Raw genomic sequence first — 25,108 nt, forward strand, 5'->3', positions numbered from 1 at the left:
GCTAGTGTAGATAGCGATGACCGGCAAATCCCTTTCCGAACGCATCGGCGACCTCGGCCACCGCCTCGCGGTCGAGGCGCACGCCGCATGGCTTGCCGCGCGCGACCCGCGCGTGCCCTGGCTCGCGCGGGTGCTGGCGATCGCGGTCGCGGCCTATGCGCTGTCGCCGATCGACCTGATCCCCGATTTCATTCCGGTGCTGGGGTGGCTCGACGATCTGCTGATCGTCCCGCTCGGCCTGTGGGTCGTGCGCCGCCTGATCCCCGATACCCTATGGGCCGAACTCCACGCCGCCGCCGAAACCACAAGCGAACGCCCGTCGAGCCGCGCGGGCATGGCGTTCATCCTGCTGCTCTGGGCGATGCTGCTCTATCTCGTTTACTGGGCGGTGCGGACGTCGCCCTGGCATTAGAGGCGGCGCATCGAAGCAGCGTCGAAGGTTTGCTTTGGGGTGGTTAACTGCCCTCCAATATTCGTCATGCTGAACTTGTTTCAGCATCCATGGCCCGAGTTCTAATCAAACGCTGCGTCGAAGGAACCGGCAGGCCATGGACCCTGAAACAAGTTCAGGGTGACGAGATTTGAAAGGGCTCCTTCCGGTCGCTAGCGGACGACCTCACCCGCCGTTGCTACGAATCCACTTTTCGACCACCGGCGCAATCTCCTCGCGCCACTTGCGGCCGTTGAATATCCCGTAATGGCCGACGCCTTTCGCCATCAGATATTTCTTCTTCTCTGCCGGCAGCGACTTGGCGATCGTCAGCGCCGCCTTGGTCTGGCCGATCCCCGAAATATCGTCGCGCTCGCCCTCGATCGCGAGGATCGCGATGTCGTCGATCACGCCGACGTCGACCGGCTGGCCGCGGTGCAGCATCTCGCCCTTCGGCAACAGGTGGCGCTGGAACACGACGTCGACGGTCTGGAGGTAGAATTCGGAGGTCATGTCGCACACCGCGCGATATTCGTCATAGAATTCCTTGGTCTTGTCGGCTTCTTCGCCATCGCCGTCGACCAGATGTTTGAACATCGACCAGTGGCTCATCATGTGATTGCCAAGGTTCATCGACATAAAGCCGGCAAGCTGCAGGAAGCCCGGATAAACGCGGCGCCCGGCGCCCGGATAATAGGCCGGGACGGTCGCGATCACATTTTCCTGGAACCACGCATGCGGCCGCGTCATCGCATGCTCGTTGACCGCGGTCGGCGCCTTGCGCGTGTCGATCGGCCCGCCCATCATCGTCAGCGTCCTGGGCCGGCACTTGTTCTTGTTCGCCGCCATGATCGCCGCGGCGGCGAGGCTCGGCACCGAAGGCTGGCACACGGCAAGCACATGCGCGCCCGGCCCGATATGCTCGAGCCACGCGATCAGATAATCGACATAATCGTCGAGATCGAACTTGCCCGCTTCCAGCGGCACGTTGCGCGCGTCGCGCCAGTCGGTGATCCACACATCATGGCCCGGCAGCATGCGCTCGACCGTCCCACGCAGCAGCGTCGCATAATGGCCCGACATCGGCGCGACGATCAGCAGCTTGGGAGCATTCTTCGTGCCCTGGTGCTTGAAATGCTTGAGCTGGCCGAAGGGCTTGCGCGCTTCTACGACCTCGGTCACCCGTACCGTCTCGCCATCGACTTCGGTCTCGTACAGCTCGAACCCCGGCTTGCCGCGCGGCGCCGACGCATGCGCGAACACCTCGAGCGCCGAGGCGAACATCGGGCTGCCGCTGAAATAGCCGAGCGGATTCGCCGGGTGCTGCATCACCTGCGCGCCCGCGGTCGCCAGCGCACTCGCCCCCGCGAGCCAGTTCTTCTGCATGTCAAAGGCGTGATACAGCATATTCGATTGTTCCTTGCGTGACCCCGGCGGCGCTCTTCGGCGTCTGCCTATTGGTTAGCAGTCTAGGGGCTCAGACTTATTGTGCAATGCGTCATAATCGTTGCGGAGCGCAAAATTTGTCCATATCCTGCACCGCGGCGCCCGATGCGCCGATGGAGTGACTATGTCTGAGATTGCGGGCAACCGCTAACATCCCGGCGAAAACGGGATGCGTGGAGCGTGTCGGCCAAAGCGCCGACGCGCCTTTGTTGCTTATCATCCCGGACATATCCCATGAACATTTCGAAAGCGGAGCAGCGCGTGCTCCATGTGCTGGCGCAAGGCGGCATGATCCGCCATCGCCGCGGCGAAGCCGGCCATATCGTCGAAGCGCTGTGCTTTACCCGCGACGGCTTCGTCCTTGCGGGCACCGGCCTGTCGCTCTTCAACCGGCTGCGGCGACGCGGTTTCATCGGCTCGCAGAACGGCGCGCCGTACCGCATCACGCAGGCGGGCTTGCGCGCCGTGCGTGCGCAGCTCGACAATCGTTGACGACAGGGAGCGCGGCGCAGGCCGCCGCGCTCCCTTTTCGGCGCGATCCTATCGCCCTGCTTCAAAGCGCTTGAAGCCATGTGTCATTCTGCGGCGTTGAGCGGCATCGGCGGGGCTGCTAGGGCCGTCGTCCATGGCGACCACATCCGACAAATCCGACACGCCCCGCCGCAAGCTCGGCAGCCTGCGCATGATCTGGCACTATGCCAGTCGCTATCCGCTGCAACTGCTGATCGCCGCGGTCGCGCTTGGCATCGCCGCGCTCGCGACGCTCGCGATCCCCTATCAATTCAAGGAAATGATCGACAGCGGCTTCGTCGCCGGCGGCGGCGACGTCGCGCCGCATTTCCGCTTCTTTTACGTGATCGTGCTGCTGCTCGCGGTCGCCACCGCGCTGCGCTTCTATTTCGTCAGCTGGCTGGGCGAGCGTACCGTCGCCGACATCCGCCAGGCGGTGCAGCGCAACCTGTTGCGCCTCGCCCCGGGCTTTTTCGAGGAAAACCGGCCGTCCGAAATCGCCTCGCGCATGACGTCTGACACCTCGATCATCGAACAGACGGTCGGGACCACCGTTTCGGTCGCGCTGCGCAACACCGTGATGGGGATCGGCGGCATCGCCTATCTCTTCTCGCTCTCACCCAAGCTGACCGGCGGCATCCTGCTCGGCATCCCCGTCATCATCATGCCGATCGTCTTGCTCGGCCGAAAGCTCCAGAATGTCTCGCGGTCGAGCCAGGACCGCGTCGCCGACATCGGCGCAACGACCGCCGAACAGCTCGGTGCGATGAAGATCGTCCAGGCGTTCGGTCAGGAAGAGCGCGAGGCGCAGCGGTTCACGACCGCGGTCGAGGCCAATTTCGCAACCGCGAAACGCCGCATCCGCCTGCGCGCGACAATGACCGCGATCGTTATCGGCCTGCTCTTCGGCGCGATCACGACCTTGCTCTGGTACGGTGCGGCGGGCGTCGCCGCGGGAACGATCACCGGCGGGACGATCGCCGCCTTCGTCCTCACCGGCGGGCTGGTCGCGGGCGCCTTCGGCGCGCTCACCGAAGTCTATGGCGACCTGCTTCGCGCGGCGGGGGCGGCCGAGCGCCTCAGCGAGCTTCTGAACGCCGAAGCGAGCATCGCGCCGCCCGCAAAGCCGCGCCCCTTTCCCGAACCACCCATCGGCACGCTTGAATTTGTGGGCGTCGAGTTTCACTATCCGACCCGCCCCGACGCGCCCGCGTTGCACGATTTCAGCCTCGCAATCCGCCCGCGCGAAACCGTCGCGATCGTCGGCCCGTCGGGTGCCGGCAAGTCGACGCTCTTCCAGCTCGCCGAGCGCTTCTACGACCCGCAGACGGGCCAGATCCTGCTCGACGGCGTGCCGCTCACCGAAGCCGATCCCGCCGACATCCGCGCGCGCATCGCGATGGTGCCGCAGGAAACGGTGATCTTCGCCGCCTCGGCGCGCGACAATTTGCGCTATGGCAATTGGGCGGCGAGCGATGACGAACTCTGGGAGGCCGCGCGCGCCGCCAATGCCGAGGAATTCCTGCGCAAGCTGCCGCAAGGCCTCGACACCTTCATGGGTGAAGGCGGCGCGCGCCTTTCGGGCGGCCAGCGCCAGCGCGTCGCGATCGCGCGCGCGCTGCTGCGCCGCGCGCCGCTGCTGCTGCTCGACGAGGCGACCTCGGCGCTCGACGCCGAGTCCGAAAAGCTGGTGCAGGATGCGCTCGAAACGCTGATGCACGACCGCACGACGATCGTCATCGCGCACCGGCTCGCGACCGTGCGCGCCGCCGACCGCATCATCGTCATGGACGACGGCCGCATCGTCGAGGAAGGCAAGCACGACGAGCTCGTCGCCGCCGACGGCCTCTACGCGCGTCTCGCACGGCTCCAGTTCCAGGACAATCTCGCCGCCGCCTGACCGCAGCGCCTTCCTTCAGCCAAGGATATCATGATGCTCTACGAACTGACCGTCCCCGCCTATCAAAATGCCTTGCGCGCGTTGTCGGGCGAGCTCGAGCGCGCGCGCGCGTGGGGCGCCGAAAACGATGTCGGGGAACTGCAATTCGCGGTCGCCCGGCTGGCGCCCGACATGTTCCCGCTCGCGGCGCAGGTCCGCTTTTCGTGCGTGCAGGCGGTCCAGCCGCTCACCCGCCTCGGCGTCGACAATGGCCCCGAGTTTGCCGACGATGCGAGCGATTTCGCCGCGATGCAGGAACAGATCGCCCGCGCACTCCTGTTCCTCGACGCCATCGATCCCGCCGCGCTCGGCGATGACGGCGGCCGGCCGGTCAGCTTCACCCTGCCCAACGGCATGGTCTTCGACATGAGCGCCTTCGACTATCTCCGCGACTGGGCTGGCCCACAATTCTACTTCCACCGCGTCGCCGCCTATGCGGTGCTCCGCCACATGGGCGTCCCGCTCGGCAAGGCCGACTATGTCAGCTATATGATGCGCCATCTTCGGCCGGGAACGGCGCCAACCGCCTGACCAGCGAGAGCGAGGTCGCCGGGGTCTGATCCTATTAATTCCGTCATTCCCGCGAAGGCGGGAATCCCGCTTTTCACTAACTTCTTCGTGCCTTCGTGCCTTCGTGTGAAACAAGAAATCTCACACAAAGGCGCAAAGGAAGTGGCTGGACTCCCACCTTCGCGGCATCCCGCGATGGCAGGACCTGACCCTGATCAGATCAGCCCGGCATAATTCTGGATGCCGGGAAAGGCGAGTTTCGACCCGCCGTTGCGCCGGATCGCCCCGATCGCCTCATCGACGCGCAGGTAACGCGCCCGCGCGTCGGGCTCGAGCCGCAGCGTAGCGGGCGCTGTTCGATCCGACGCCGTCTTCACCAACTGTCCAAGCTGCGCGAGATCGATCGCCTCGCCGTTCCAGCGGATCACATCCGACGTATCGATGGTGATACGGTTTTCGTCACGCACTTCGGCAGGCCCCGGGATGACCTCCGGCAACGTTACATCGACACTATGCGTCGGCGGCGGGATCGTGATGATGAACATCACGAGCATCACCAGCATGACGTCGATCAGCGGGGTGGTGTTGATGTCGGGATCGCCATTGGGGTCGGCGCGAAAAATGCTGCGATGAAACATGCTGCGGCTTCTGCGCATTGTCTCTCTCCCGGTCCGGAGAGGCGGCCCTCTTCTATCGGGCCCTTCCCCTTCGTGAGGGCACAAGACCATCCGATGCCCCATTGTGATGGTATATCATTATCCCATCTTGGCAAGCGCATTATTTGGGCCGGGCGAGAGCAGCCCAGGTAAGGCGCACATAAAGAAAGGGCGGCACCTTTCGGTACCGCCCCTCTTTTTCGTTCCGTCCCTGTCGGGAGCGGAAACCGTCTTACATGCCCGAGTTCGGACCGTAAGTGATTTCCACGCGACGGTTCTGGTCGTTGCGGACGCCGTCGGCGGTCGCAACAGCCGGACGGGTTTCGCCGAACGCCTGCGCGCTGATCGAGCCATCCGAGACACCGCGAGCGGTGAGGTAGCTGCGAACCGCAGTGTTGCGGCGTTCCGACAGGCCGACGTTGTACTTGGCCGAACCCGAACGGTCAGCGTGACCGGCGAGCATGACCTGCGTACCCGTGCAACCACGGTTGTAGGCGCTGATCGCGTTGTCGAGCGTCGAAGCCGCTTCCGGCGTGATGTTCGACTGATCCCAGTCGAAGTACACGATGTACGGCCCGGGCTCGCAAACCACCGGCGGCGGAGGCGGCGGGGGCGGCGGGGGCGGCGGCGGCGGGGGAGGCGGCGGCGGAGCCGTCGGTTCCACCGGAGCCGGAGCACCGCCGAAGTTGAACGTCAGCGTACCGAGGATCGAGTGCGAACGGAAGCGCGTCGAAACGTCGCGACCGGCCTGATCGACCAGATCCAGATTGTCGGCGTTGAAGAAGCGATACTTCAGGCCAACATCGATGTTGTCGCTCAGCGGCGCGCGGACACCGGCGATTGCCTGCCAGGCAAAGCCCGTATCCGAATCGTCGAGGAACGGACCGGCGAACACGGGTTCGACCGACACGCGGGCGACACCGGCACCACCGCCGACAAAGCCTTGCAGGCCGTCGTCGTCACCGAAATCGAGCAGGCCGTTGACCATGAAGCTCAGCGCGTTCGAATCGCCATTCAGCCGGGTCGAACCGGTGAACGCGCCCACTCCGGCGGCCGTGGTCGGGATACCGGGGGTCGTGAAGCGGCCCGACTTGATGTCGGCTTCACGGAAGCCGACTTCGACTTCGGCGCGGAAACCGCCAAAGTCATAGCCAACAGTGCCTTCGAAATCATAGCCAGCGCGATGATCGAGCGAACCGGCATTGTTGAAGGTGCCGATGTCGAGATCAAGGTCCTCGACGAGCATTGCGCCAGCACCGACACCCACATACCAGGAGTCGTCGCGCGCCAGAGCAGGCGACGCAAGGGCGGTGGAGGCCAACGCCACAGCTACGGCAAGCTTCCTCATAGTAATTCCCCTTTCAATTTGAGATATACGTCTCGGCAGACGTCCTACTCGTGCCTTTGGTTCCGTGCAAGCGAACAAATCGTCAATCTGTTGCTAAAAAGTCGCACTTCGAATGCCAATGAGCGGAAATTCAGCCTGAAATCAGAAGACCCTGCGCCTCGAGATGCAGGATCAACGTGATGAGCGCACTACGCGCTTCGGAATCGATTGTCGACCCGCCCGAAGGGGCATCGATCGTCGCCGGTTCGACCCATATGCTCCCGTCGAATCGCAGTCGCGCGCCGTCGGCCAGCCGGGTCGCCTGCATGCCCCCGCGCGGCACCGCAAATCGCCAACCGCCCGAGGTCCACAGCGCGATCGCCTGCGCCCGCCCCGCCCAGTCGCCGGTCGCCGCGGCGCCGACGATCCAGCATTGCCCGACAACGGGGGCAACGGGCGCCTCCGCGACCGGCCCCGCTTCGACGGCGGCATGAATCAGCGCATCGAGCAGGGTCAATGCCTCATTGTGCGTTACTTCCTTCTGCGCCTGCGCCACGGCAAGTAACGGTAACGCAAAGCGCGGCGTGGTCGGCATATCGGTCATGATTCATCCTTTCATGTCAGCGGCAAGGACAGCGGCGGCGACAAAGCGAAATCGCCCGCCTGGCGAATCGCGATCGTGCAGCCGGGCGGCAGCCCGGCCATTTCGGCGGCGCCGATACTCAGCGCCGGACCATCCTGCTCCCACGGCCCAATTCCCGGAACCGGCGGCGACAAGGCGATCCGCCACCTCTCGCGGCTTTCGCCGGACGGCTGGTCGACCTGGTCGCGCCAGCCGGTGTCGATGCGGCTGCGCCTGACCCAAGCAATGGTCACACCCCCCGCGCCGTCGGGCCGGACTCGCCCATGCACCGGCGCCAGCGGCCGCAGCGCCCGCGCCGCCGCCGGGACCTCGATCTCGGTCAACGCCGTCCCGCCGCGCGGCGCCCATTGCAAAATTGCGCCGCCGCCCTCCGCCATCGCCGCAAGCGCATCGGGCAACATCAGGAGCGCGGGATCGTCGAGCAGCACAAAGGGTGCGCCGGCCGCATGCGCCATTTCGCTCGCGGTCCCGGCGCGCCCGCGCAGCAAGCGCGACAGACGCCACATCCCCGGCTCCACGACCTCGGCCATCCCGAACTGCAAATATTCGCCGCCGACCATCGCCCGGTTCGCGCCGCCCAGCAGTGCGGCATCGCCCACCGATTCCAGCGTCATCGCCGGATTGACCAGCGTTACCACCAAGGTGCTCGCCAGATCGAACAGGCAATCGCTCGCCGCCGCCAGCGGTTCGGCAAGCTGCCCCAGCGCCGCCGCCGGCCGCACCGTGCCGACGGGAATCGGTTCCGAACCGGCCGCCGGTACGAACCAGCAATCGGCGCCGCGCCAGCCGTCGTTGCTGCCGGCGCCCGCGATCAGGATCCGCGGCGCCGATGCGGCCGGGCTACCCAGGTTCGGGAGGTCGAATATATGGATCAGGCCCGCCGCATCGGGCCAATCGGGGGCGCTCACCGGCACCCCGGGCGCCGCAGGCAGGTCGACGATGGGCAGCGGCTGGTGGCGCCGGAGTTCGAGCAGGATTTCTTGTCCGCGAACGGTCCGCGCCGCCAGTCGCCACGCGCTGCCGTCGGCCAGCGTCACGATATGCCCGACGGGCAGCGCCAGCGCCGCGAGATCGGCTTGCCAGACCAGCGTCTCGCGCCCGTCCGCGGCGGCGGCGGCGATCCGCTGCACCAGCGCCCGCGCCGACGCCGCGGGCAGTACCGCGGGCAGGTCGATCCGCTCGTCGCGCACCCCGCCGCCCGCGACCCACCCCGACTGCTGCCCCAGCTGATAATCGCGTTCGGGTTCATAGTGGCGCAACCGGATCGTGCCGGGCAGCGACGACAGCGGCGCGCGGTGCTGTTCGGTTCGGTCGCCCACCGCCTCGCCCCGCCGCGTTTCGCGGAAATCGTCCAGCGCGAGCGGCGCACCCGTCAGCGCCGCCGGCGCCAGCCGCCACGCGCCCGCCCCGCTCGCCAGCCGTACGCCGTCGACCTCGAACAGCGGCGCCAGCGCGTCGCGCGCGCGGTCGCCCGATGCGGCATAGCCGGCAAAAGGCCATTCGCCGGCACAGCGCCCCGCCTCGCCGAGCAGGCTGTTCCCGATCATCCCCGCGTCGACGCTCCCCGCATCGGCCTCGACCTCGAAGGTCAGCGACGGAATCCGGTTGCCGAAGGCGCCCAGCTCCAGCTCTTCGAAGACGGCATAGGCAAGCCCTCGAAACGCGCTCGCCGACGCCGGCCCCAGCGCCGACGCGATCAGCGGGTCGACCGCCTGATCGTCGCCTCCGTCATGCCAGCGAAAGGTGCAGCGCTCCTGGAACGTCCCGCTCGATCCGCGCAGCAAATTGCCATCGGCCCAGATGCGCCCGATCCCCCGGATCGGCCGCGACGACAGCGCAACCGCGAGCGACACGGCATAGCTATATTCGGTCGTCGACGGCCGCCCCTTGCCGCCGCCGCGTTTGTTCCGCCTCTCGATCAGGTCGGTCGCCCAGATCACGCTCCCCGCGACGCGCATCGTCCCGAACAGCTGCGGGATCTGCTGGCCATAGGTCGACGCCTGGATCTTCAGGTCCGCGAGCCGCGGCCCCTCGCGTCCCTTGGGTTTGAAAATCGCCGCGTCGATCTGCTGACCCACCGCCGCCCCGATCGCGGCGCCGACCGGCCCGCCAACAATCCCGCCGACCACCGTCAGCACCAAAGTCGCCATGAAGCACTCCTGAATCTTCTGTCCCTCCCCCTCGATGGGGGAGGCAGCGAGACTTGCCAGCTTGCTGGCTAGTCGCAGCGGTGGGGGTGCGGCCTCGGTCTGAACCGGAGGCCGAAGGACGCACCGTCACCCCCATCCAACTTCGCCTGACCCGCTGCGCGGGCAAGGCTCGTATCCTTCCCCCATCAAGGGGGAAGGAGTTTCAATCGCCACCGCATCACGTCCCGCAATCCGTCGCCAAGTGGCGTCTCCACCACCCGCCGCAGCCCGGCATGCGCGTGCACCAGGCTCTCCGGCCCGATCAGCCCCAGATGAAACTGCCCCGCCGCCAAGGCGATCAGCGCGACATCGCCATCGCGGGTCTCCCCGTCGGCCGGAACGAACCCCGCCGCGACCAGCCCGGCTTCGACCCGCGCGCGCGCCCAACCACGCAGCGGATAGCCCACCGGCCGCACCAGCCGCCGCCCCGCCGCCGCATAGGCTGCCCACACCAGCCCGACGCAGTCGAGCCCCGTCGCCGGGCCGTTTCCCTGCGGCCGGAAGGGCACCCCCACCATCGTTCGCGCGGCCGCAAAGGCTCGCGCGCCCACATCATCCACCGGGATAACGCGTCAGCAGGTCGTTACCCGGCAAATGCGCCTCTCCGCGAAAGTTCACCGCATTGGCAAAACGGTCGCGGCACGTCGCAAGCTGCTTGTCGCACCCCTCGGTCAACCGCACCCGCGCCGGGAACACCGGCGCAAAGACCGGCGCCTCGGCCAGATGCAGCACGCTCCCGTCCACGCCGATCACCGGGCTCGCCAATCCGCAATTGGCGCCATCCATCCACAGCAGTTCGCCGAACGCCATTCCGGCGGCAACGCTGTCGAGCGTCACCGCGCGCCCGTCGACCGCGATCACCCGCCGCAAATGCGTGCGCGGCGCCAGATCGACGCGGCACGCCGGGTCGCCCAGCATCGCGCGGCAGCTTGGCGAGGTCGCCGGGCACACCGGCCGGTCGAGCAATCGTGTCACCCCCTGCAGTTCCGCTGCAAAGGCCGCCCCGCGCCGCTCGACCGCACCCAGCGACCCGCGCGCAACCGTCACCGGCGCCATGCCGGGCGCGCTCCAGTCGGTCACGAACAATTCCAGCTCGGCGCCATCCCAGCGCCCGGCATCGAGGTCGCGCGCCGCGATCGCGTCGCTCGCGATAGCCCCTTCCAGATCCATCGTCGCGGCGTCGAGGCTGTCGCTCGTCTCCAGCGCCGATGGTTTCATCCCCGGCGCCGCGCGATAGGCGATCCCGCCGACCATCAGGTCGCGGTCGTGCGAGGTCAGCCCGATCACCACCCCGTCGCGCCGCGCCAGCCGCCAGCACCACGCCAGCGTCACCAGCTCCTCGCGCAGCCATCCCGGCGCTGCGTTCAACGTTTCTGACATCACCATGGCGCCCGCACCTCGACCAGCGGCACGCTCGCCATCTCGCCCGCCAGGAAGGTCGCGCGGCTGGCCTCGAGCCGATCCTCGGCAAAGCGCACCGGGACATCGAACAGGAAACCCGCGCGCACCGCCACCCCGGACGCCGGTGCCACATCGAGCAGCACCTCACCCTCGCCCGTCACCTGGAATCCCCCGGTCTCCAGCCCATCGACCGACACGCGCACGCTGCCCTCGACCGCCAGCCGGATCGCGCGCACCTGTTCCGCATCCCCCGCGCCATAACGCTTCACCAGCGCAAATTGCCGCCGCGCCCCATCACCGACACCGAGCATCTGGTCGCTCGCCGCCGGCAACCCGCCATCCGCCGCCGAGCTGCTATCGAACGGATCGCGAAAGCGAAACGCCCGCGCCGCGCCGCGCCGCGCGCGAAAGAAATCGGCCAGCACCCGCACATCGCTCTCGGACCGGATCCCCGGCCCCGCATCGTAGCGCATCCGCGCCTCGGCCCATTCGCTCGCGCGCTGCTCGTGCCCCGATGGCGAGCTCACGATCTGCGTCGAAAATTCGGTCGCGACCATCGCCTCGCGCCCGATCGCCAAGGGGAAATCCACCGCATCGAAAGCCTGCACCGCATCCTCCCCGTCAAAAATCACATACCCATCGCGCGCCACCTGCGGCAGCGCCCAGACAAAAGCCCGCGCCACCCCCGCGCGCCGCGCGCTATCCGCGGCATCGGCAATCGCCGCCCACCCCGCCCGCTGTTCGGGCAGCAGCACGAACCCCGAAAAATAATGCTGTTCTTCCATCGGATACCCGAGCCGCAACGTCATCGCGCCCCGCGCACTCGCCGTCTCCGCGCCGCGCCCGCCGGTGACCCAGTCATAATCCTCGAGCTGCAACACATCGAAAGCCGGCGCCGCCCAGCCGAGCGGCACATTGGCGCGCCGCACCGCGGGCGCCGCCGGATCGAGCACCGTCGGCAGATAGACGAGCAAATGGCTCGTCAGCCCCGCCGCCCCCGCCTCGTCGCGCGCCGCGGCGACCAGCGCGTCGGTCGACGCCGCGAGCAGCGCCCCCAGCGCATCGAGCATCGCCAGCTGCGGCGCACCCAGCGCCCCGCGCACATCGGCAATCGCGACGCTCGCACCGCCCAGCGCCGCCGTCGTCGCGGCGTCATACGCGCAAATCCGCCCCCCGCTGGCGATCCACCACCACGGCTCGCCGACCTGGAATTTCGGCGGCAGCCCGGCCGCCGCCCCGATCGCGACAAACGCCCGCGCGACGAACTGCAAATATCCCATCGCCACCGCATTCGCCGGCGACAGCAAGGTCGACGGCGGCTCCCATCCGGTCAGCGCGGGCGAACCATCGCCCGCCCGCTGCTTCCAGTCGCCCCAGCAATACGCGTCGAAATATTCATAAGAGAGCGACCAGATCACCCCCAGCCCCGCGTCGCGGCACGCCGCCGCGAACCCCGCGTGCCACGCCGCGCACGGCGCATTGAGCACGCCCCCGGCGAGGCTCGCATAAAAGCCGCCGCCCGACGCCTCGAGCCGCATATAATGGCTCATCCCGACATAATGGACGACGTCGCCGCGATAGCCGAGCTGGACGATCTGCCGTACCAGCCGCGCCGGGGTCAGGTGATAGCTGTCGTCATAGCCGCTCGCGATGCCCAACCCATGCTCGGGCATCACCACATCGCCGATCGCCAGCACCGATCCCGATCCCGAAGCGGCGATGTCGCTCATCTCGGCCCAGCCCGCGACCGGCGCCCCCAGCACACCGTCGCCGCCGTCATAGGTCGGCGGCACCAGCGAAATGAACATCCGGTCGATGTCCCCCGCCCACACCGGATCGCCCTCGCCCGGCAGCACGAAACCGCCGTCGAGCGCATCGAAATCGAGGCTGACGAGCGCATCCTCGCCCGTCCCCACCGCATAATTCCACAATCGCACAAACCAGGCGCGCGGCTCCCCCGCCGCATCGCGCCCCTCGATCGTCAGCGTCGGCCCGTGCAGCGCATCGAGCGGCTTCACCCCGCCCGACCGCCAGCGGAATTTGAGCTGCGTATGGCGAAAATCGCGCCGCGTCTCATAGGCGAGCAACGGATGGTCCCACCGGTCCTCGGCCTCCCAGATCAGCCCCGCCAGGTCCTGCTTCCGGTAAAACACCGCCTCGACGCGCAGCGCCCCCGGCGCATCGCTCGTCACGCTCGCCATCATCGGCCGCGCGAAATCGACCGTCCAATATCGCGGATCGAACCGCTTGAGCCAGCCCTTCCGATGATGCGGCTCGGCCGCCGCGACGAGCGCCCAGCCCATCAGTCTTCGCCCGCCGCAACCGCGCGCCGCACCGCGCGCGCCAGCTGCCGCCCGGTCTGCGCCAGCCGCTGCGGCTCGCTCCCCGCCTGCCCATGCACATTGACCGTGATCGCGATGTTGCGCACCGGGCCGCCCGCCGGCTCGATCCGTCCGCTCGCGGTCGGCACGAACAGTTCGGGCCCGCGTTCGCCGACGCGATACGCGCGCCCGGCGCTCACCGGCCCGCCCGTCGCCCGCCCCGGCGCCCCGAACAGCGCCATCGCGATCGATGTACCGAGCGACAACAGGTCGCCACCACCACCACCCGACTGTCCGCCACCCAGCGAAGCAAAGCCGCTCGACATCGCCGCGCGCGCAATATCCGCCATCACCGACATCGCCAGCCGCTTCAGATCCTCGAACCCCAGCTTGCCGCTGACCACCGCGCGCGTCAGCGCCCGCTCGATCGCGCGCCCCGCCTGTTCGGCACCGGCGCCCAGCGAGCCTTCCAGCTCGCCGCGCAGCGCGCCGATCTCGCGGCGAAACGCGCCCGTATCGGCGCGCACCGCGACCACCATTTCATCGACTTCATCCATCGGGAAATTGCTCCATCATCGCCGCCAGCGCCGTCCGGTCGAACGACGCATCGGCGTCCGCCTCGACCCAACCCGCCAGCACCGCGCGAACATCGGCGGGCGTCGCCTTCCAGAACTCGTCGGGCCGCCACCCGGCGACCCGCGCCATCAGGCCGAGCAACGGCGGCGTTGCCGAACAAAAAAGCCCCTCGACGCTCACCTCACCGCCCCTGCAATATCTGCCCCAGCAGCACGCGCAGCGCCGGGGTCACCCCCGCCAGCCCCTGCGCCACCACCGCCTCGCCGACGCCTTCGCGCGTCAGCGCCTCCGGCCGCTCCTTCACACAGTGCCAGAACAGAACGGCAAGCTCGCCCAGCCCCAGCCGCCCATCGGCCGCACGCTCGACCAGCGCGAACAGCGGCCCCAGCTCGCTTTCCGCCGCGACCAGCGCGGCAAAGCTCGGGCGCAGCACAAACACCCGCTCGCCGACGCGCAGCTCGGCCTCGCCGCGCAATGCGTTGGCCGTGTTCATGGGGGCCCCGCTCACAGGCTCACCACCGCGCCGCTCGATTCCAGGTTCAGCGTGTAATTGCGCTCGCCATTATAATCGCCGGCATAGTCGAGCCGCGTGACCAGGAAACGCCCGCGCATCCGCTCGCCGCTTTCGAAACTCAGCTCATAATCGTCGATCGTCCCGGCCAGCGCATGGCCGCGCAGCCGGATTTCGGCATCCGATCCGGTAAAGATGCCCGCCGCGCTGACCGAAACCGACCGCACGCCGGCGCAGGGCAACAGCGCGCGCCACCCGCCCGAATCCTTGGTCGTGACGTTCACCGCCTCGCCGTTTATCGACAGCTGGGTGGTGCGCAGCCCCGCGACCGTCCGATAGGTCGGGGGCGCTTCGCCGTTGCCGACCTTGAGCAGAAAAGCGCTCCCATTTTCGATTGTCATCGTTTAATCTCCTCACATAAAATCATGCGCAAACGGGGAGTCGCAGGATGCTGATCACCACATTGCTTTTGGCCGTCATGGCGCCGTCGCCGAGCGCGGCGGTCGACACGACGCGCGCCGCGTTCACCAAATGTCTGCGCGACGACATGAAGAAGGCGCTCGAAGCCAAGGTCGAAGAGGCGGAATATCTACTGGCGCTCAAGGCGAACTGCTCCGCCGAACGCGATGCCTTTCGCAAGGCGGTGATCGCGCTGGGCCGCTCGGGCGGCGATTCCGAAAAGGTCGCGGCCGAAGACGCCGACATGCAGGTCGAGGATTACCACGCCAATTTCACCGACAAGTTTAAGGATTACAAAGCGAACAACTCGCTGCCCGGCGAGTGATCGCCATAAGATGCGAATGTCGGCCAAGGGGTGGGAAGCGGACGCTGAATATTTCCGCCTCAGCGGCAAAGATAATCGTCATCTATCCATGCTTGGGCGGCGTCCCGTATCCCAGCATTCGAGCCGTTTCTGACTAGATCAGCCAGCATTCGACGTGCGCCGGGGCAATCGCGGCGTCCCGTCTTTACTGCCCACGAAAGCTTCGCGGACTCGTAACCGAGCTCGGAAGCACGTTTCAACCACCGATCCTCTTCGACACTGTTTTTAGGATCGCCAGCGAACCCGCTGTCTCCACCAGCCATGCCATAGTGCTGGGCAATCCGGTGTGCCGCTGCACCATCGCCTTGCTCCGCCCGACGTTCGAGCACTCGGCGGGCTTCGGGCGTCAGCGCAAACTGAACACCTGTATCTAAGCCTCCTTCGGACGCAGTGCTTTCCACGGCATCTTGGCGGGCCGAACTGGGATTGCAGCCGCTTACCGCGATGCTGGGAACCATAAGCCCTATGAATAGGAACCGTTTCATATGATCACCATGGACAAGTTATCCCGTCGCGCCGCATCGTGCAATTGGTACCGAAAGCCCGCAATTGATCGTTTGCCGTCATCCCTGAGGCGAGGGCGCAACGCCGCATTTGGGGTAGGGGGAGCAGGCATCAGACACCGCCGCCCATCACCAATATATACGGGAGTATCGCGGCAAGGCACATGACCGACGGAGCGGCCAGCGCCCAAGGCCGACACAAGAAGCCATTACACAGCCAAGCCCAAGCCAGTAGTGCTGTTGCTACCGACATCGGCAAGACGATCCCGAAGTCAATGCTCGTCATCGTCGGCCAGTCCGGAACGTCGTCAACGAGGACATCGATTAGGCTATCACGCCCGAGCATCGCCAGCCCCAACCAAAGCACAATCGCAACTGCTGCCGTAATGTTCGCTGTTTTCATACGGTCAGCCTAGCGGATACGATAATGTCCGCAATCGGTCGATTGCCGTCATACCCCCCGATCGGAGCGGATTGACGGAAACGGGGTGGTGAACGGACATTCAATTGCTATGCATTGTCGTCGCGAGGAGCCGCAAATGAGCAAATCATCCGTGTGGATCATAACTGCAGCGGCCGCGCTGGTCAGTTGTTCAGCAACATCGGCGACATCTTTTACGCCAGGAGCGGTCTGCGACGGGTCTGCGGAAGAAAACCGCAAGATAGTGCTGAACTTCTATAATGAAGGGCTTGTTGGCCTTCAGCCGCGCGCCGCGTTCGAACGGTACATGACGCCGGACTTTGTCGAGCATAAGCCCGACGTCCCGCAAGGCACACGAGAGGCGGCGGCAGGTTTTTTAGAGCAGTTGATTGCCGCTGTACCGCAGCCTCGTTGGGAGGTGGTGCGAACGATCGCGGAGGGCGACATGGTCTTTTTGCACGGCCGGTTTACGCCCGCAGCTGGAGCGCCATATTACGCCATCGCTGATGTTTTTCGACTTGAAGACTGTAAGATTGCTGAACATTGGGACGTGGTTGGGCCCCCACCAAAAGACCAAGCCAACCCAAACCCTCGCTTCTAGGCGCCAATGTCTGCTTCCGGTCGTTTCCGGTCATTGCAGCCAGGTTGGCAACAAATGGCTGTAATGAGGTGGAAAGTGGACATCCGTTTCGCTAGCCCATTACAATCTGCATAACAGGCCAACAGCAACAGCGGGGAGTATGCGATGCAGGATTTCAAGCGAAGGATAATCGGTGGCGTTCATCTGACAATCTTGATGACTGTCATCACCGGCCTTGCGACAGGAGCGGTGTTTTTAGCCCGTTTTGGCATAGAGTCAGCGACAGGGGGCACCTGGGATGTATGGTGGATAGTCCCTGTGGCACTGGCGTATCTCTACAGTATGGGGGTCGTGAATGATTTTGCTAGCGGCCGAGGCTGGCGGCACGAAAATCCCGAATAGCTAAATCTCGAAAACGTCCGCTTCCGCTCGAAAGCCGTCATCCTCTCTTTCCGTTCGCAGACCACGCAATCGCCACCTTCGCAGGGGCGACGACCTATCCCTGAAGACACCGGCACCGCACCACCACCTCATGCCGCCACCCACCGTCGCGCGCATAGCCGAACCGCGTGCGCACAATCCGCGCCCCCATCACCGTCCATACACCGGCGGGTCCGCGCAGCCCCATCGCCGCGACCTCAATCCGCGCCGCCGCCCGATCATCGACCCCGCTCCCCACGCCAGCCAGCGCCAGTGTCAGGCGGATTTCGCGCCCCGCCCGGTCCTTGGTTCCCCAATCGGCGCCTTCGGCCGCGCCGACCGTGACATAGGGCGCGCTCGCGCGCGGCGGTGTCCCGTCGAATATGCCATGGACCAGGCCCGCGAGCGCCTCGTCGCCGGCCAGCAGCGCCAGCGCCCTCGCGCGCACCGCCTGCTCGGCGCTGCTCATCGCCCGCCGCCCAGGCTGAGCCGCCGCCACGGCTGCCACAGCGCCGCGATCACCGCCGGCGGCGCCGCATCCGCTTTGTCGCGCGCGTCGTATAAATGCTGCGTCATCCGCACGATGCCCTGCCGGATCGCCTCGGGGATTCGGTTGACATCGTCGGCCATGCCGGCGCGATATGCGACGCGAATCTGCCGCGCAACGCCCGGATGATTGATCGTCAGCCGCGCACTGCCGTCGCGCGCGATCATCACTCGATAATCGTCTGCCGCCAGCACCGCCTCGCCGCCCCCGCTCGTCATCGCGTCGGCCAACAGCACGACCGCATCGACCCCAACGACCGGGCGGACACCCAATCGCACAGTCCCCGCACCGATCGGCAACGTCTCTTCCGCCGCGCGCACCATCAGCCACTGGCCGACAAATGCCTCGCAAATATTGGTCGCGGCGCGCATCAGTCCGGCCACCACCGCATCGTCGATCGTTGCCCCCATCCGCAACCACCCGCGTGCCTCATCCAGGCTCACCGGGACATCGCCCGGCAACAGCGTTTCCGTCATCACCTTTCCTTTCGCTTTCGTCGGACCCCTAAGTAATGGGCCTGGACCCTGGAGCCTGTGCCTCCCGCGAAAGCGGGGCGATTGACACATCCCGGGCTCTCGCAGAGATTGGCCGCCATGAAACCATTGTTGGCCCTGCCGTTTCTCCTCCTTGCGCTTTGCAGTGCACCTTCCATCGCGCAGAACAATGCCGTCGCGCAGACTGAACCTTATAAGGGCCCACATGACGACGCCCTGCGCTATATTGTCGAAGTCAGCGCTGCCGGAATCGACATCGCGCCCGACAAGCGCGGCGACCTCAGTGGCTGCAACGGAGTCACCGATGAGGGCATACTCAGAGCCATCCAGACCTGCTGGCCCGTTCTGGAAACCTACAAAAACCTGACGCTGTTCAAGGATGCCATGACGTCATGGTCCAAACTCCCCTATGACCGGATGATGGCCGACACACCTGAAACTCGCGCCATCGGATCGATTGCCGATAATATTATCGCTTCGGCCGGCGCCAGAACTTTTCCTGCGCAAGACATACCACTCGTAGCTGCCCATATGGCAAAGGGGTTCGAATCCCGTCGGCAAAAGGACCTCGACGGCTATTCGGCAAATTTAATCGCAGCGCGCGAAATCATCAGCAGCAGTCGCATCGATGCCTCTCTTTTGAGCCGAATGGGCTTCAACAGAATCGCCAGAGAACTTACCGCAGATATAGAGGCTGTAGCCGACCTCAAGGCTACCAAACCCGGTAAATAAGCGCCCGACCCCAGCCCCGAAAGGGAAAGGGGCCAAAGGCCGGGCGCCCATCGCGCACCAGCCCCTTGTCAGCTGGCGGCGAATTTCATCAGCTTGATGGCTTGTGAATCGATGATCGCACCGCCGACCCTTTTGGTTGCATAAAAATGCACGAAGGGCTTGTTGCTGAACGGATCGCGCAGGATGCGCGTCTCGCCGCGGTCGGCGACGAGGTAGCCGGCGCGGAAATTGCCGAACGCGATCGACAGGCTGTTCGCCGCGACGTCGGGCATGTCCTCGGCCTCGACCACCGGATAGCCGAGCAGGCTCGCCGCCTGCCCCTCGACCATCCCCGGCTGCCAGATGAACGCACCATCGGTCGTCTTGAACTTGCGGATGCGCGCCAGCGTGTCCGAATTCATCACCCACGTCGCGCCCTGGCGATACGGCGCCTTCAGCGAATGGACCAGCTCGACCAGCTTGTCCTGCGGGTTCGCCGCCGGGAACGCGCCCGCGGTGCCCGTCGCCAGATGCTGCAGCGTGCCGAACGCGCGCACGCTGTCGATCTCGTTCGTCGTCGTATAGGTCAGGAAACCCTTCGGCCGGTTCGTGCCGCTTCCGTTCACGAAGGCGCCGCCCTCGGCGACCGCGAATTCGCGCGCGATCTGGTCGGCCAGCCAGTCCTCGACGTTGAACATCGCATCGTCGAGCATCGCCTGGCTCGCCGCCGGATTGGCGTAAAGCTCGCCCGACGGCGGCGCGATTTCGGCAAAGCTGCGCGTCGCGGTCTCGGGCCGCGCCGCCGTCTCGCCGACCCAGCCCGCGCCCATCGATCCGGTCGCAACCAGCTTGCGATAGCCGCTCGTCCCCGTCTGCACGACCGTCGCGATGCTACGGATCGGCGACAGCGACTTCAGCGTGCCTGCAACCGCCCCGTCGATCTCGCGCGGCACCGCATAGCCGCCCTCGCCGCCCGACGCCCCCGACAGGCTCTTCATTTCGACCCCCGCGTCGATCCCGCGCCGCAAATAGCGTTCGACAAAGGCGTCACGCGCCGGATCGGCCGCCTTCGCCCCGTCGAGCGGCAACCGCGACGCCGCCACCGCTTGGGCATCGACCTGTGCCTTCAGCGCCGCAACCGACGCCTTCAGCTCATCGACGGCCTCGGCCGCCAGCACCGCATCGAACGCGCCGTCCAGCGCATCCGCTTTCACTTCCATTTCCATGCCCGTCACTCCTTCTGAAAATCCACCGCAATCACCCGCGCCAGCGGCTGCATCGGCATCGCGACCAAACTCACCTCGGCCAGGTCGAGCGCCAGCAGCTCGCGCGGATTGCTCCCGCGCGCCGCGCGCACCCGATACCCGAACGACAATCCCGTCAGCGCCCCGCGCGCGACCAGCGCCGCCGCGGTCGGATGCGTCACCCGCGCCACGACGCGCAGCCCGCGCGCATCTTCCGCCAATGTCTCGATCGTCCCGACGACCGCCCTCGGCCGATGCTGCCACAGCAAAGGCACCGCGCGCCGCGCGCCCAAACTCGCGGCGAAAGCCCCCGCACGCACCACATCGCCGCCGCGATCGACCCGGTCGAACACCGATGCGTAACCCGCGAACCTGATCCCCCCTCCCGCTTGCGGGAGGGGTTGGGGGAGGGCCTGTTTCGTTCCGACCGTCACTTCAAAAGCCCCGGCAGCCCCAGCTTCACCGCCAGCCCGACGACCAGCAGCGCGAGCATGCCGCGCACCGCCCAGTCGACCGCCGCCTTCCACGCGCTCGACTTCGCATCGCGCCACGCGCCAAGCAGCTGCCGCAAATCGACCATATCATCGCGCGCCGCTTCGTCGGCGAGCCCCAGCCGCGCCAGCGCCCGCCGCGCCCCCAGCTCGCTCGCTTCCTCGACCACCGCGCGCAGCAGCGCCGCATCGGGCGCACCGGAAGCTCCGGCCGCGCCCATCCCCGCCAGCGCGATCAGCCGCGCCAGCGCCTCTTCCTCATCCATGTCGATTACTCCCGTCGCCCCCGCGAAGGCGGGGGCCGCTGTCGTTTTACGGAGCGATGCCGAGTTAGGCCGACCCCGGCCCCCGCCTCCGCGGGGGCGACGGTCAGTCCACTCCCAGCAGCGCCTTCTTCTCATTCGCCGTCAGCCAGTCGGCCGCCGACACCTCGCGCCACAACGCCATCCGGTCCTCCACCAGCGCCGGCACCTTATCGAGGTCGACGCGCAACGCCGCCCCGTCGAACCAGCCCGCCAGCCCCTGCGAAATCGCCCCCAAGATCTTCGCGCACAAAGGCAGCACCGTCAGCCGCCACAGCGCGCGGTTCGCCTCACGATAATTGGCATAGGTCGCATCGCCGGGCAGCCCGAGCAGCATCGGCGGCACCCCGAATGCCATCGCGATCTCGCGCGCGCTCGAATCCTTCAGCGCCAGGAAATCCATCTCGGCGGGCGTCAAACTCAGCGCCTGCCACTTCAATCCGCCCTCGAGCAGCAACGGCCGCCCCGCATTCGCCCCGCCCGCGAAACTCTCGGCCAGCTCCTCGCGCAGCCGGTCGACCTGCTCGGCCGACAGCGGCATCCCCTTGTCGCCCGGATCATGCACCAACGCCCCCGAAGGCCGCGCCGCATTGTCGAGCAGCGCCGCGTTCCACCTCGCCGCCGCATTATGCGCCGCGATCGCAGCGCCCGCCGCGCCCAGACACCCCGCGCCATAATGATCGTCGAGCGGATGCAGCGCCTTCACATGCACCACCGCCGTCCGCCCCGCGCCATCCTCGGCGGGCAGCACCACGCCTGCCCCGCCCGCCTTGTACCGATAGGCAACCGGCCACCCGCGCGCGTCGGCCTCGACCGTCACCCGCTCGGGGCGCAGCGCGAACAGCTCGGCGGGCGCGCCCGCGCCATCGGCCAATATCTGCACATAGCCATTGCCATGGAGCAGCAGCTGCGACGCCAGCGTCTCGATCAGCCCCTGCCCGCCCGACGTCCCCGCCAGCAGCGCCGCCAAAGCGGGATCGCTCGCCACCAAAGGCGCGCTCCCAGCGGCTTCCGCCACCAGCCGCACCGCCCGCTGGACAATCGCATTGCCCAGATACCCCTCACGCAGCTGCGCCTCATAGGGCAGCGGCGCGGGCGCCGACCAACTCCCATACACCCGCGACAAAGCGGGCCGCGCAGCATGCTGCGCGGCCTTCCGGCCAAACCAGTTCATGAAATTCTCCTATCCGTCGCCCCGCGACGCCGTGCTTCTACCCACGTCACCCCGGGCTTGACCGGGGCCTGCCTTGTCTTGAAGGAAAAGGCGGATCCCGGGCCCCGGATCAGGTCCGGGGTGACGAGTCCGGGATGACGAAGGTTGCCTAAACCCGCCTAACCCCCGGCTCCTTCCCCTTCCGAAGCCCCTCCAGCAACGCCGCCAGCGCCCAAACGCACGCATCGGCCCGGTCGGGCGACCGCCCCGGCCCGGCATAGCCGCCGCCCGTCTGGAGCCCGCAAAGCTGGTCCTCCAGCGCGGCGAACACCCCCGCGTGCACCACCTGCCCGCGCTCATAAGCGAGCGCGACCGGCTCGGCGCGCCGCGCCTTGCCGACGCTCGCATGCACCGCGCGCACCGGCAGCGTCATTTCCGCCGCGTGCAAGGTGCTCGCAACCATCTCGCCGCCCATATTGCTCTCGGCGACCACGCGGTCGGCGCCCCAGCGCGCCGCCGCGGCGGCGACCGCCTGCGCCCACACGCCCGGCAGCGCCCGTTCGACGCTCGCATCCTCGATCACCGCCAGCCGCCCGTCGCGCAGCGCCGCCGCAACGACGATCCCGCACGCATCGCCATGGCTCGTCGCCGGCGGATCGACCCCGATCACCACGCGCGCCACCTTGCCGATGCCGTCCGCATCGACCCGGCACCGCTCGATCAGCCCGCGCGTCCACAGCGCGCCCTCGACATCCTCGAGCAGCTCGCCGTCGAGCTCCTGCCGCCCCAGCCGCGTCCCGCCATAGCTTTCGAGCATCGCGGCGACGAAACTCCCCGGCAGCCACGGATTCTCGCGCGTCCGTCCTAGCGTTTCGGCCAGCCCCGGCGCCGCCATCACGCGCCGCATCACCGCATTGACCCGCGGCGTCGTCGTCACCACGACGCGCGGCCGTTCGCCCAGCCGCATTCCCAGCATCAGATTGTCCCACGCCGCCTCGCCCCGCCGCCACTTCGCCAGCTCGTCGCACCAGGCGAAATGATGTTCGGGCCCGCGCAATTCCTCGCCCGCCTCGGCCGAATAGAGCGTCGCCACCGCGCCGCTCGAAAAGCGCAGTTCGCGCCGCCCCAGCACCCAGCGCGGGTCCTCGCCCGGCCGCGCCACTGCGAGCAACCCGCTCGGCCCCTCGATCATCACGCGCAGCCCGTCGGCCTGCGTCGCCGCGACCAGCGCGATGCGCGCCTCGGCGTTATTACGTGCCACCTCGCTCACCCATTCGGCCCCCGCGCGCGTCTTGCCGAACCCGCGCCCGGCGCGGATCAGCCAGATCCGCCAGTCGCCCGGCGGATCGCGCTGCCCTTCATTTTCGAATCCGAACCAGCGCGTCACCAGTTCGGCTTTCTGCACTTCGGTCAGACCAGCCAGAAGGCGGCGCAATTCCTCCGGCGTCAGATCGCGCGCCTGATCCAGCATATTGTCCGAAGCGGCCCGCAATTCTTCCGCGGTCCGGCCCGTCCCGGCCTTCACGCACCATCATCCTTCGCGGCACCGGGGTCGGCGGCCGGGAGCGCGGCAAGCTCGCCGCCATCGACCACGCCCGCGCGCCGCGCGCGCTGGCGCTTGATCATCGCAATGCGTTTCAGCAGCACGGCGTCGGTCTCTTCCTGCGTCGCCACATGCCGTCCCTGCGGTCGCCGGCCGCGCGCCTGCCCGCGTAACACGCTTTCGCGATGCTGGCGCAGGACATCGATCGCCTGCGCAACCGTCATCTTCTCGACCTGCTCGGCGCGCTCGTCGAGCTCCATCCCGTCGATCACTTCCAGCGCGCGGCGCAGCAACGCCAGCTCCAGTCGCTCGTAACCCAGCGTCAGCGCCTCCTGCCATTGCCGCGCGAACACCGGATCGCGTTGCCGCAACCGATAGGCACCGCTCTGCGTCAGGCCGGCGATTTCGCTCGCGCGGCGGATGTTGCAGCTTTGCGCCAGCTCCGCCAGAAAGGCCTCGCGCCGCGCCTTCGTCCACCCATTCTTCCGGTTACGCCGTCGCTGCGGCCCGGTCCGCCCTCCCTCGATCACCTCATCCATCGCCCACGCCTCCCAAAAACAGTCGGGCCGCTACGCCCTCCCGCAAATGGGAAGGTCGCCGGCCCGACTCGCAATTCTTCATGATGTGACACTTGTGGCGTTTATGTAGTTTGCAAACCCACAAGCATCCGTGATCGGCGTGCGCCCTACAGTGGACGCGATTCGCCATGATGTAGAAATCCCTACACCGAGCGTCACGCTATGTCAAGAGATTTTAACCGATTTGGTTATCTGACCGGTTCCGCATTCGCCAACGTAATGCGACGGTGCAGGCGCAATAGAAAATGACGGCGATTGAAATCATCCGTTTTGTGAAGTCGGTCCAGCCATAGTGCTCGGCCATTCCGTTCCATATTTGATATGAAACCAGCGCCGCCATAAAGAGAGCCCACGGGATCACCGCTAGCGCTGCTGCTCTACCCCAGCTCATTTCGGTTTCTTCACCGCGAGCTTTCGTACCTGTCTCCGGGTCCACCAGATTATTGGAACGGTCAGCCAGAGAAAGACAATGAAGCGGACTATCCAGCTAGGCGTGGAGAAATACGCAATGGCAGCCATCGCGATCAAAAATGCCGCCCAAGACCATCGCGGCGTAACAATGGCCTGATTCGTCATTTACCCTTCTCCGGCACCGGCTTATGCTTCACCAGCTTCCCTAGGCGCTCGTCGAAACGCTTGGGATCGTCGTCGGTTTCGAGGTCGCGCGCGGCTTCCTTGAACTTGTCGAGTTGCGGCCTGTCAGAGATCGTATTCTTCTTCATCGTCATCCAGCACGGCCTTCTGCGCTTCGAGGAGCAGGATCAGCTTCGTTATCTCTTTCGGACCCATGTCGCCACCACTTACCGAGATGCTGACCTTGCGACCGCAAGCTGTCACCG

The 25,108-nt window shown here is 66.6% G+C and carries 29 protein-coding genes; 7 read left to right on the plus strand and 22 right to left on the minus strand.

The annotated features are described in order from the left end of the window. Nucleotides 1–16: 16 nt before the first annotated feature. The gene (locus V6M50_RS02005; protein WP_332816861.1) at nt 17–412 is read left to right on the plus strand and encodes a YkvA family protein; all 396 of its coding nucleotides are present in this window, start codon (nt 17–19) and stop codon (nt 410–412) included. A 204-nt stretch (nt 413–616) separates the two neighbouring features. Here the strand turns inward: V6M50_RS02005 and V6M50_RS02010 are convergent, their stop codons facing one another. After that, nucleotides 617–1,837 carry a polyhydroxyalkanoate depolymerase gene (locus tag V6M50_RS02010; RefSeq protein WP_332816862.1) on the minus strand — a complete coding sequence of 407 codons (1,221 nt, stop codon included), beginning with the start codon at nt 1,835–1,837 and terminating at the stop codon, nt 617–619. A gap of 273 nt (nt 1,838–2,110) precedes the next feature. On the opposite strand from V6M50_RS02010, the gene V6M50_RS02015 reads away from it, so the two are divergent. The 3 genes from V6M50_RS02015 to V6M50_RS02025 all read left to right on the plus strand — a co-directional run bounded on the left by V6M50_RS02015 (nt 2,111) and on the right by V6M50_RS02025 (nt 4,856). Further along, nucleotides 2,111–2,368 carry a YjhX family toxin gene (locus V6M50_RS02015; RefSeq protein ID WP_332816863.1) on the plus strand — a complete coding sequence of 86 codons (258 nt, stop codon included), beginning with the start codon at nt 2,111–2,113 and terminating at the stop codon, nt 2,366–2,368. 133 nt (nt 2,369–2,501) lie between these two features. Next, on the plus strand, nt 2,502–4,286 hold the full coding sequence (locus tag V6M50_RS02020; protein ID WP_332816864.1) for an ABC transporter transmembrane domain-containing protein: 1,785 nt from the start codon (nt 2,502–2,504) through the stop codon (nt 4,284–4,286). A gap of 30 nt (nt 4,287–4,316) precedes the next feature. Then, nucleotides 4,317–4,856 (plus strand): DUF1993 domain-containing protein, encoded by a 540-nt coding sequence (locus tag V6M50_RS02025; protein WP_332816865.1) that lies wholly within the window; start codon nt 4,317–4,319, stop codon nt 4,854–4,856. A 194-nt stretch (nt 4,857–5,050) separates the two neighbouring features. Here V6M50_RS02025 and V6M50_RS02030 read toward each other — a convergent pair whose 3' ends face one another. The 11 genes from V6M50_RS02030 to V6M50_RS02080 all read right to left on the minus strand — a co-directional run bounded on the left by V6M50_RS02030 (nt 5,051) and on the right by V6M50_RS02080 (nt 14,860). Beyond that, nucleotides 5,051–5,473 carry an ExbD/TolR family protein gene (locus V6M50_RS02030; protein ID WP_332816866.1) on the minus strand — a complete coding sequence of 141 codons (423 nt, stop codon included), beginning with the start codon at nt 5,471–5,473 and terminating at the stop codon, nt 5,051–5,053. A 250-nt stretch (nt 5,474–5,723) separates the two neighbouring features. Beyond that, nucleotides 5,724–6,839, minus strand: a complete 1,116-nt coding sequence (locus tag V6M50_RS02035; protein ID WP_332816867.1) for an OmpA family protein — start codon at nt 6,837–6,839, stop codon at nt 5,724–5,726. A 130-nt stretch (nt 6,840–6,969) separates the two neighbouring features. Then, nucleotides 6,970–7,422 carry a DUF2793 domain-containing protein gene (locus V6M50_RS02040; RefSeq protein WP_332816868.1) on the minus strand — a complete coding sequence of 151 codons (453 nt, stop codon included), beginning with the start codon at nt 7,420–7,422 and terminating at the stop codon, nt 6,970–6,972. Nucleotides 7,423–7,433: 11 nt separating this feature from the next. After that, the gene (locus V6M50_RS02045) at nt 7,434–9,611 is read right to left on the minus strand and encodes a phage tail protein (RefSeq protein WP_332816869.1); all 2,178 of its coding nucleotides are present in this window, start codon (nt 9,609–9,611) and stop codon (nt 7,434–7,436) included. A gap of 185 nt (nt 9,612–9,796) precedes the next feature. Continuing rightward, the gene (locus V6M50_RS02050; protein ID WP_332816870.1) at nt 9,797–10,168 is read right to left on the minus strand and encodes a peptidoglycan endopeptidase; all 372 of its coding nucleotides are present in this window, start codon (nt 10,166–10,168) and stop codon (nt 9,797–9,799) included. A 34-nt stretch (nt 10,169–10,202) separates the two neighbouring features. Next, complete coding sequence (locus V6M50_RS02055; RefSeq protein WP_332816871.1) at nt 10,203–11,036, minus strand: DUF2163 domain-containing protein; 834 nt, start codon at nt 11,034–11,036, stop codon at nt 10,203–10,205. Continuing rightward, nucleotides 11,030–13,354: a DUF2460 domain-containing protein gene (locus tag V6M50_RS02060; RefSeq protein WP_332816872.1), complete on the minus strand. Its 2,325-nt coding sequence runs from the start codon at nt 13,352–13,354 to the stop codon at nt 11,030–11,032. The genes V6M50_RS02055 and V6M50_RS02060 overlap by 7 nt, the downstream gene beginning before the upstream one ends. Next, entirely contained in the window at nt 13,354–13,929 is a 576-nt protein-coding gene (locus tag V6M50_RS02065) for a tail tape measure protein (protein WP_332816873.1), read from the minus strand. Before V6M50_RS02065 ends, V6M50_RS02060 begins: the two co-directional genes overlap by 1 nt. After that, nucleotides 13,922–14,128, minus strand: a complete 207-nt coding sequence (locus V6M50_RS02070) for a phage tail assembly chaperone (protein WP_332816874.1) — start codon at nt 14,126–14,128, stop codon at nt 13,922–13,924. The genes V6M50_RS02065 and V6M50_RS02070 overlap by 8 nt, the downstream gene beginning before the upstream one ends. A gap of 1 nt (nt 14,129) precedes the next feature. Then, nucleotides 14,130–14,441 carry a gene transfer agent family protein gene (locus V6M50_RS02075; protein WP_332816875.1) on the minus strand — a complete coding sequence of 104 codons (312 nt, stop codon included), beginning with the start codon at nt 14,439–14,441 and terminating at the stop codon, nt 14,130–14,132. A gap of 11 nt (nt 14,442–14,452) precedes the next feature. After that, a complete protein-coding gene (locus V6M50_RS02080) occupies nt 14,453–14,860 on the minus strand; it encodes a phage tail protein (RefSeq protein ID WP_332816876.1) in 408 nt (135 codons plus the stop codon). A gap of 47 nt (nt 14,861–14,907) precedes the next feature. Here V6M50_RS02080 and V6M50_RS02085 point away from each other — a divergent pair, with 47 nt between their 5' ends. Further along, nucleotides 14,908–15,243: a hypothetical protein gene (locus V6M50_RS02085; protein ID WP_332816877.1), complete on the plus strand. Its 336-nt coding sequence runs from the start codon at nt 14,908–14,910 to the stop codon at nt 15,241–15,243. Between the two features lie 654 nt (nt 15,244–15,897). On the opposite strand, the gene V6M50_RS02090 is transcribed toward V6M50_RS02085, so the two are convergent. Continuing rightward, nucleotides 15,898–16,188, minus strand: coding sequence for a hypothetical protein (locus tag V6M50_RS02090; RefSeq protein WP_332816878.1), 291 nt, complete (start codon nt 16,186–16,188; stop codon nt 15,898–15,900). Nucleotides 16,189–16,324: 136 nt separating this feature from the next. Between V6M50_RS02090 and V6M50_RS02095 the strand changes: the two genes are divergently transcribed. Next, entirely contained in the window at nt 16,325–16,807 is a 483-nt protein-coding gene (locus V6M50_RS02095) for a nuclear transport factor 2 family protein (RefSeq protein WP_332816879.1), read from the plus strand. A gap of 475 nt (nt 16,808–17,282) precedes the next feature. On the opposite strand, the gene V6M50_RS02100 is transcribed toward V6M50_RS02095, so the two are convergent. Together V6M50_RS02100 and V6M50_RS02105 are read right to left on the minus strand one after the other, a co-directional pair. After that, the gene (locus tag V6M50_RS02100) at nt 17,283–17,675 is read right to left on the minus strand and encodes a DUF3168 domain-containing protein (RefSeq protein ID WP_332816880.1); all 393 of its coding nucleotides are present in this window, start codon (nt 17,673–17,675) and stop codon (nt 17,283–17,285) included. Next, nucleotides 17,672–18,229 carry a head-tail connector protein gene (locus V6M50_RS02105; protein ID WP_332816881.1) on the minus strand — a complete coding sequence of 186 codons (558 nt, stop codon included), beginning with the start codon at nt 18,227–18,229 and terminating at the stop codon, nt 17,672–17,674. Before V6M50_RS02105 ends, V6M50_RS02100 begins: the two co-directional genes overlap by 4 nt. Nucleotides 18,230–18,346: 117 nt before the next feature. Here V6M50_RS02105 and V6M50_RS02110 point away from each other — a divergent pair, with 117 nt between their 5' ends. After that, nucleotides 18,347–18,979: a hypothetical protein gene (locus V6M50_RS02110; protein WP_332816882.1), complete on the plus strand. Its 633-nt coding sequence runs from the start codon at nt 18,347–18,349 to the stop codon at nt 18,977–18,979. A 68-nt stretch (nt 18,980–19,047) separates the two neighbouring features. On the opposite strand, the gene V6M50_RS02115 is transcribed toward V6M50_RS02110, so the two are convergent. The 7 genes from V6M50_RS02115 to V6M50_RS02145 form a co-directional block, all read right to left on the minus strand. Next, nucleotides 19,048–20,184, minus strand: a complete 1,137-nt coding sequence (locus V6M50_RS02115) for a phage major capsid protein (RefSeq protein WP_332816883.1) — start codon at nt 20,182–20,184, stop codon at nt 19,048–19,050. A gap of 5 nt (nt 20,185–20,189) precedes the next feature. Further along, a complete protein-coding gene (locus V6M50_RS02120) occupies nt 20,190–20,555 on the minus strand; it encodes an HK97 family phage prohead protease (protein WP_443030466.1) in 366 nt (121 codons plus the stop codon). Nucleotides 20,556–20,632: 77 nt separating this feature from the next. Then, nucleotides 20,633–20,959: a DUF6127 family protein gene (locus tag V6M50_RS02125; RefSeq protein ID WP_332816884.1), complete on the minus strand. Its 327-nt coding sequence runs from the start codon at nt 20,957–20,959 to the stop codon at nt 20,633–20,635. Nucleotides 20,960–21,062: 103 nt separating this feature from the next. Beyond that, entirely contained in the window at nt 21,063–22,169 is a 1,107-nt protein-coding gene (locus V6M50_RS02130; RefSeq protein ID WP_332816885.1) for a phage portal protein, read from the minus strand. Between the two features lie 148 nt (nt 22,170–22,317). Next, nucleotides 22,318–23,619 carry a DNA-packaging protein gene (locus tag V6M50_RS02135; RefSeq protein ID WP_443030468.1) on the minus strand — a complete coding sequence of 434 codons (1,302 nt, stop codon included), beginning with the start codon at nt 23,617–23,619 and terminating at the stop codon, nt 22,318–22,320. Between the two features lie 50 nt (nt 23,620–23,669). Further along, complete coding sequence (locus V6M50_RS02140) at nt 23,670–24,230, minus strand: hypothetical protein (protein ID WP_332816887.1); 561 nt, start codon at nt 24,228–24,230, stop codon at nt 23,670–23,672. Nucleotides 24,231–24,841: 611 nt separating this feature from the next. After that, nucleotides 24,842–24,997: a hypothetical protein gene (locus tag V6M50_RS02145; RefSeq protein ID WP_332816888.1), complete on the minus strand. Its 156-nt coding sequence runs from the start codon at nt 24,995–24,997 to the stop codon at nt 24,842–24,844. Nucleotides 24,998–25,108 lie beyond the last annotated feature (111 nt).

The sequence above is a fragment of the Sphingopyxis sp. genome (assembly GCF_036675685.1).
Classification (GTDB): domain Bacteria; phylum Pseudomonadota; class Alphaproteobacteria; order Sphingomonadales; family Sphingomonadaceae; genus Sphingopyxis.

What these genes read in the sequence shown, in the direction of transcription:
- V6M50_RS02040 (WP_332816868.1), bottom strand. Translation starts at nt 7,422, where the DNA reads ATGACCGATATGCCGACCACGCCGCGCTTTGCGTTACCGTTACTTGCC.
- V6M50_RS02035 (WP_332816867.1), bottom strand. Translation starts at nt 6,839, where the DNA reads ATGAGGAAGCTTGCCGTAGCTGTGGCGTTGGCCTCCACCGCCCTTGCG.
- V6M50_RS02125 (WP_332816884.1), bottom strand. Translation starts at nt 20,959, where the DNA reads ATGGATGAGGAAGAGGCGCTGGCGCGGCTGATCGCGCTGGCGGGGATG.
- V6M50_RS02020 (WP_332816864.1), top strand. Translation starts at nt 2,502, where the DNA reads ATGGCGACCACATCCGACAAATCCGACACGCCCCGCCGCAAGCTCGGC.
- V6M50_RS02045 (WP_332816869.1), bottom strand. Translation starts at nt 9,611, where the DNA reads ATGGCGACTTTGGTGCTGACGGTGGTCGGCGGGATTGTTGGCGGGCCG.
- V6M50_RS02060 (WP_332816872.1), bottom strand. Translation starts at nt 13,354, where the DNA reads ATGGGCTGGGCGCTCGTCGCGGCGGCCGAGCCGCATCATCGGAAGGGC.
- V6M50_RS02055 (WP_332816871.1), bottom strand. Translation starts at nt 11,036, where the DNA reads ATGGTGATGTCAGAAACGTTGAACGCAGCGCCGGGATGGCTGCGCGAG.
- V6M50_RS02130 (WP_332816885.1), bottom strand. Translation starts at nt 22,169, where the DNA reads ATGAACTGGTTTGGCCGGAAGGCCGCGCAGCATGCTGCGCGGCCCGCT.
- V6M50_RS02010 (WP_332816862.1), bottom strand. Translation starts at nt 1,837, where the DNA reads ATGCTGTATCACGCCTTTGACATGCAGAAGAACTGGCTCGCGGGGGCG.
- V6M50_RS02095 (WP_332816879.1), top strand. Translation starts at nt 16,325, where the DNA reads ATGAGCAAATCATCCGTGTGGATCATAACTGCAGCGGCCGCGCTGGTC.
- V6M50_RS02030 (WP_332816866.1), bottom strand. Translation starts at nt 5,473, where the DNA reads ATGTTTCATCGCAGCATTTTTCGCGCCGACCCCAATGGCGATCCCGAC.
- V6M50_RS02110 (WP_332816882.1), top strand. Translation starts at nt 18,347, where the DNA reads ATGAAACCATTGTTGGCCCTGCCGTTTCTCCTCCTTGCGCTTTGCAGT.
- V6M50_RS02075 (WP_332816875.1), bottom strand. Translation starts at nt 14,441, where the DNA reads ATGAACACGGCCAACGCATTGCGCGGCGAGGCCGAGCTGCGCGTCGGC.
- V6M50_RS02065 (WP_332816873.1), bottom strand. Translation starts at nt 13,929, where the DNA reads ATGGATGAAGTCGATGAAATGGTGGTCGCGGTGCGCGCCGATACGGGC.
- V6M50_RS02005 (WP_332816861.1), top strand. Translation starts at nt 17, where the DNA reads ATGACCGGCAAATCCCTTTCCGAACGCATCGGCGACCTCGGCCACCGC.
- V6M50_RS02140 (WP_332816887.1), bottom strand. Translation starts at nt 24,230, where the DNA reads ATGGATGAGGTGATCGAGGGAGGGCGGACCGGGCCGCAGCGACGGCGT.
- V6M50_RS02100 (WP_332816880.1), bottom strand. Translation starts at nt 17,675, where the DNA reads ATGAGCAGCGCCGAGCAGGCGGTGCGCGCGAGGGCGCTGGCGCTGCTG.
- V6M50_RS02105 (WP_332816881.1), bottom strand. Translation starts at nt 18,229, where the DNA reads ATGACGGAAACGCTGTTGCCGGGCGATGTCCCGGTGAGCCTGGATGAG.
- V6M50_RS02015 (WP_332816863.1), top strand. Translation starts at nt 2,111, where the DNA reads ATGAACATTTCGAAAGCGGAGCAGCGCGTGCTCCATGTGCTGGCGCAA.
- V6M50_RS02085 (WP_332816877.1), top strand. Translation starts at nt 14,908, where the DNA reads ATGCTGATCACCACATTGCTTTTGGCCGTCATGGCGCCGTCGCCGAGC.
- V6M50_RS02115 (WP_332816883.1), bottom strand. Translation starts at nt 20,184, where the DNA reads ATGGAAATGGAAGTGAAAGCGGATGCGCTGGACGGCGCGTTCGATGCG.
- V6M50_RS02090 (WP_332816878.1), bottom strand. Translation starts at nt 16,188, where the DNA reads ATGAAAACAGCGAACATTACGGCAGCAGTTGCGATTGTGCTTTGGTTG.
- V6M50_RS02135 (WP_443030468.1), bottom strand. Translation starts at nt 23,619, where the DNA reads ATGCTGGATCAGGCGCGCGATCTGACGCCGGAGGAATTGCGCCGCCTT.
- V6M50_RS02050 (WP_332816870.1), bottom strand. Translation starts at nt 10,168, where the DNA reads ATGGTGGGGGTGCCCTTCCGGCCGCAGGGAAACGGCCCGGCGACGGGG.
- V6M50_RS02080 (WP_332816876.1), bottom strand. Translation starts at nt 14,860, where the DNA reads ATGACAATCGAAAATGGGAGCGCTTTTCTGCTCAAGGTCGGCAACGGC.
- V6M50_RS02025 (WP_332816865.1), top strand. Translation starts at nt 4,317, where the DNA reads ATGATGCTCTACGAACTGACCGTCCCCGCCTATCAAAATGCCTTGCGC.
- V6M50_RS02145 (WP_332816888.1), bottom strand. Translation starts at nt 24,997, where the DNA reads ATGACGATGAAGAAGAATACGATCTCTGACAGGCCGCAACTCGACAAG.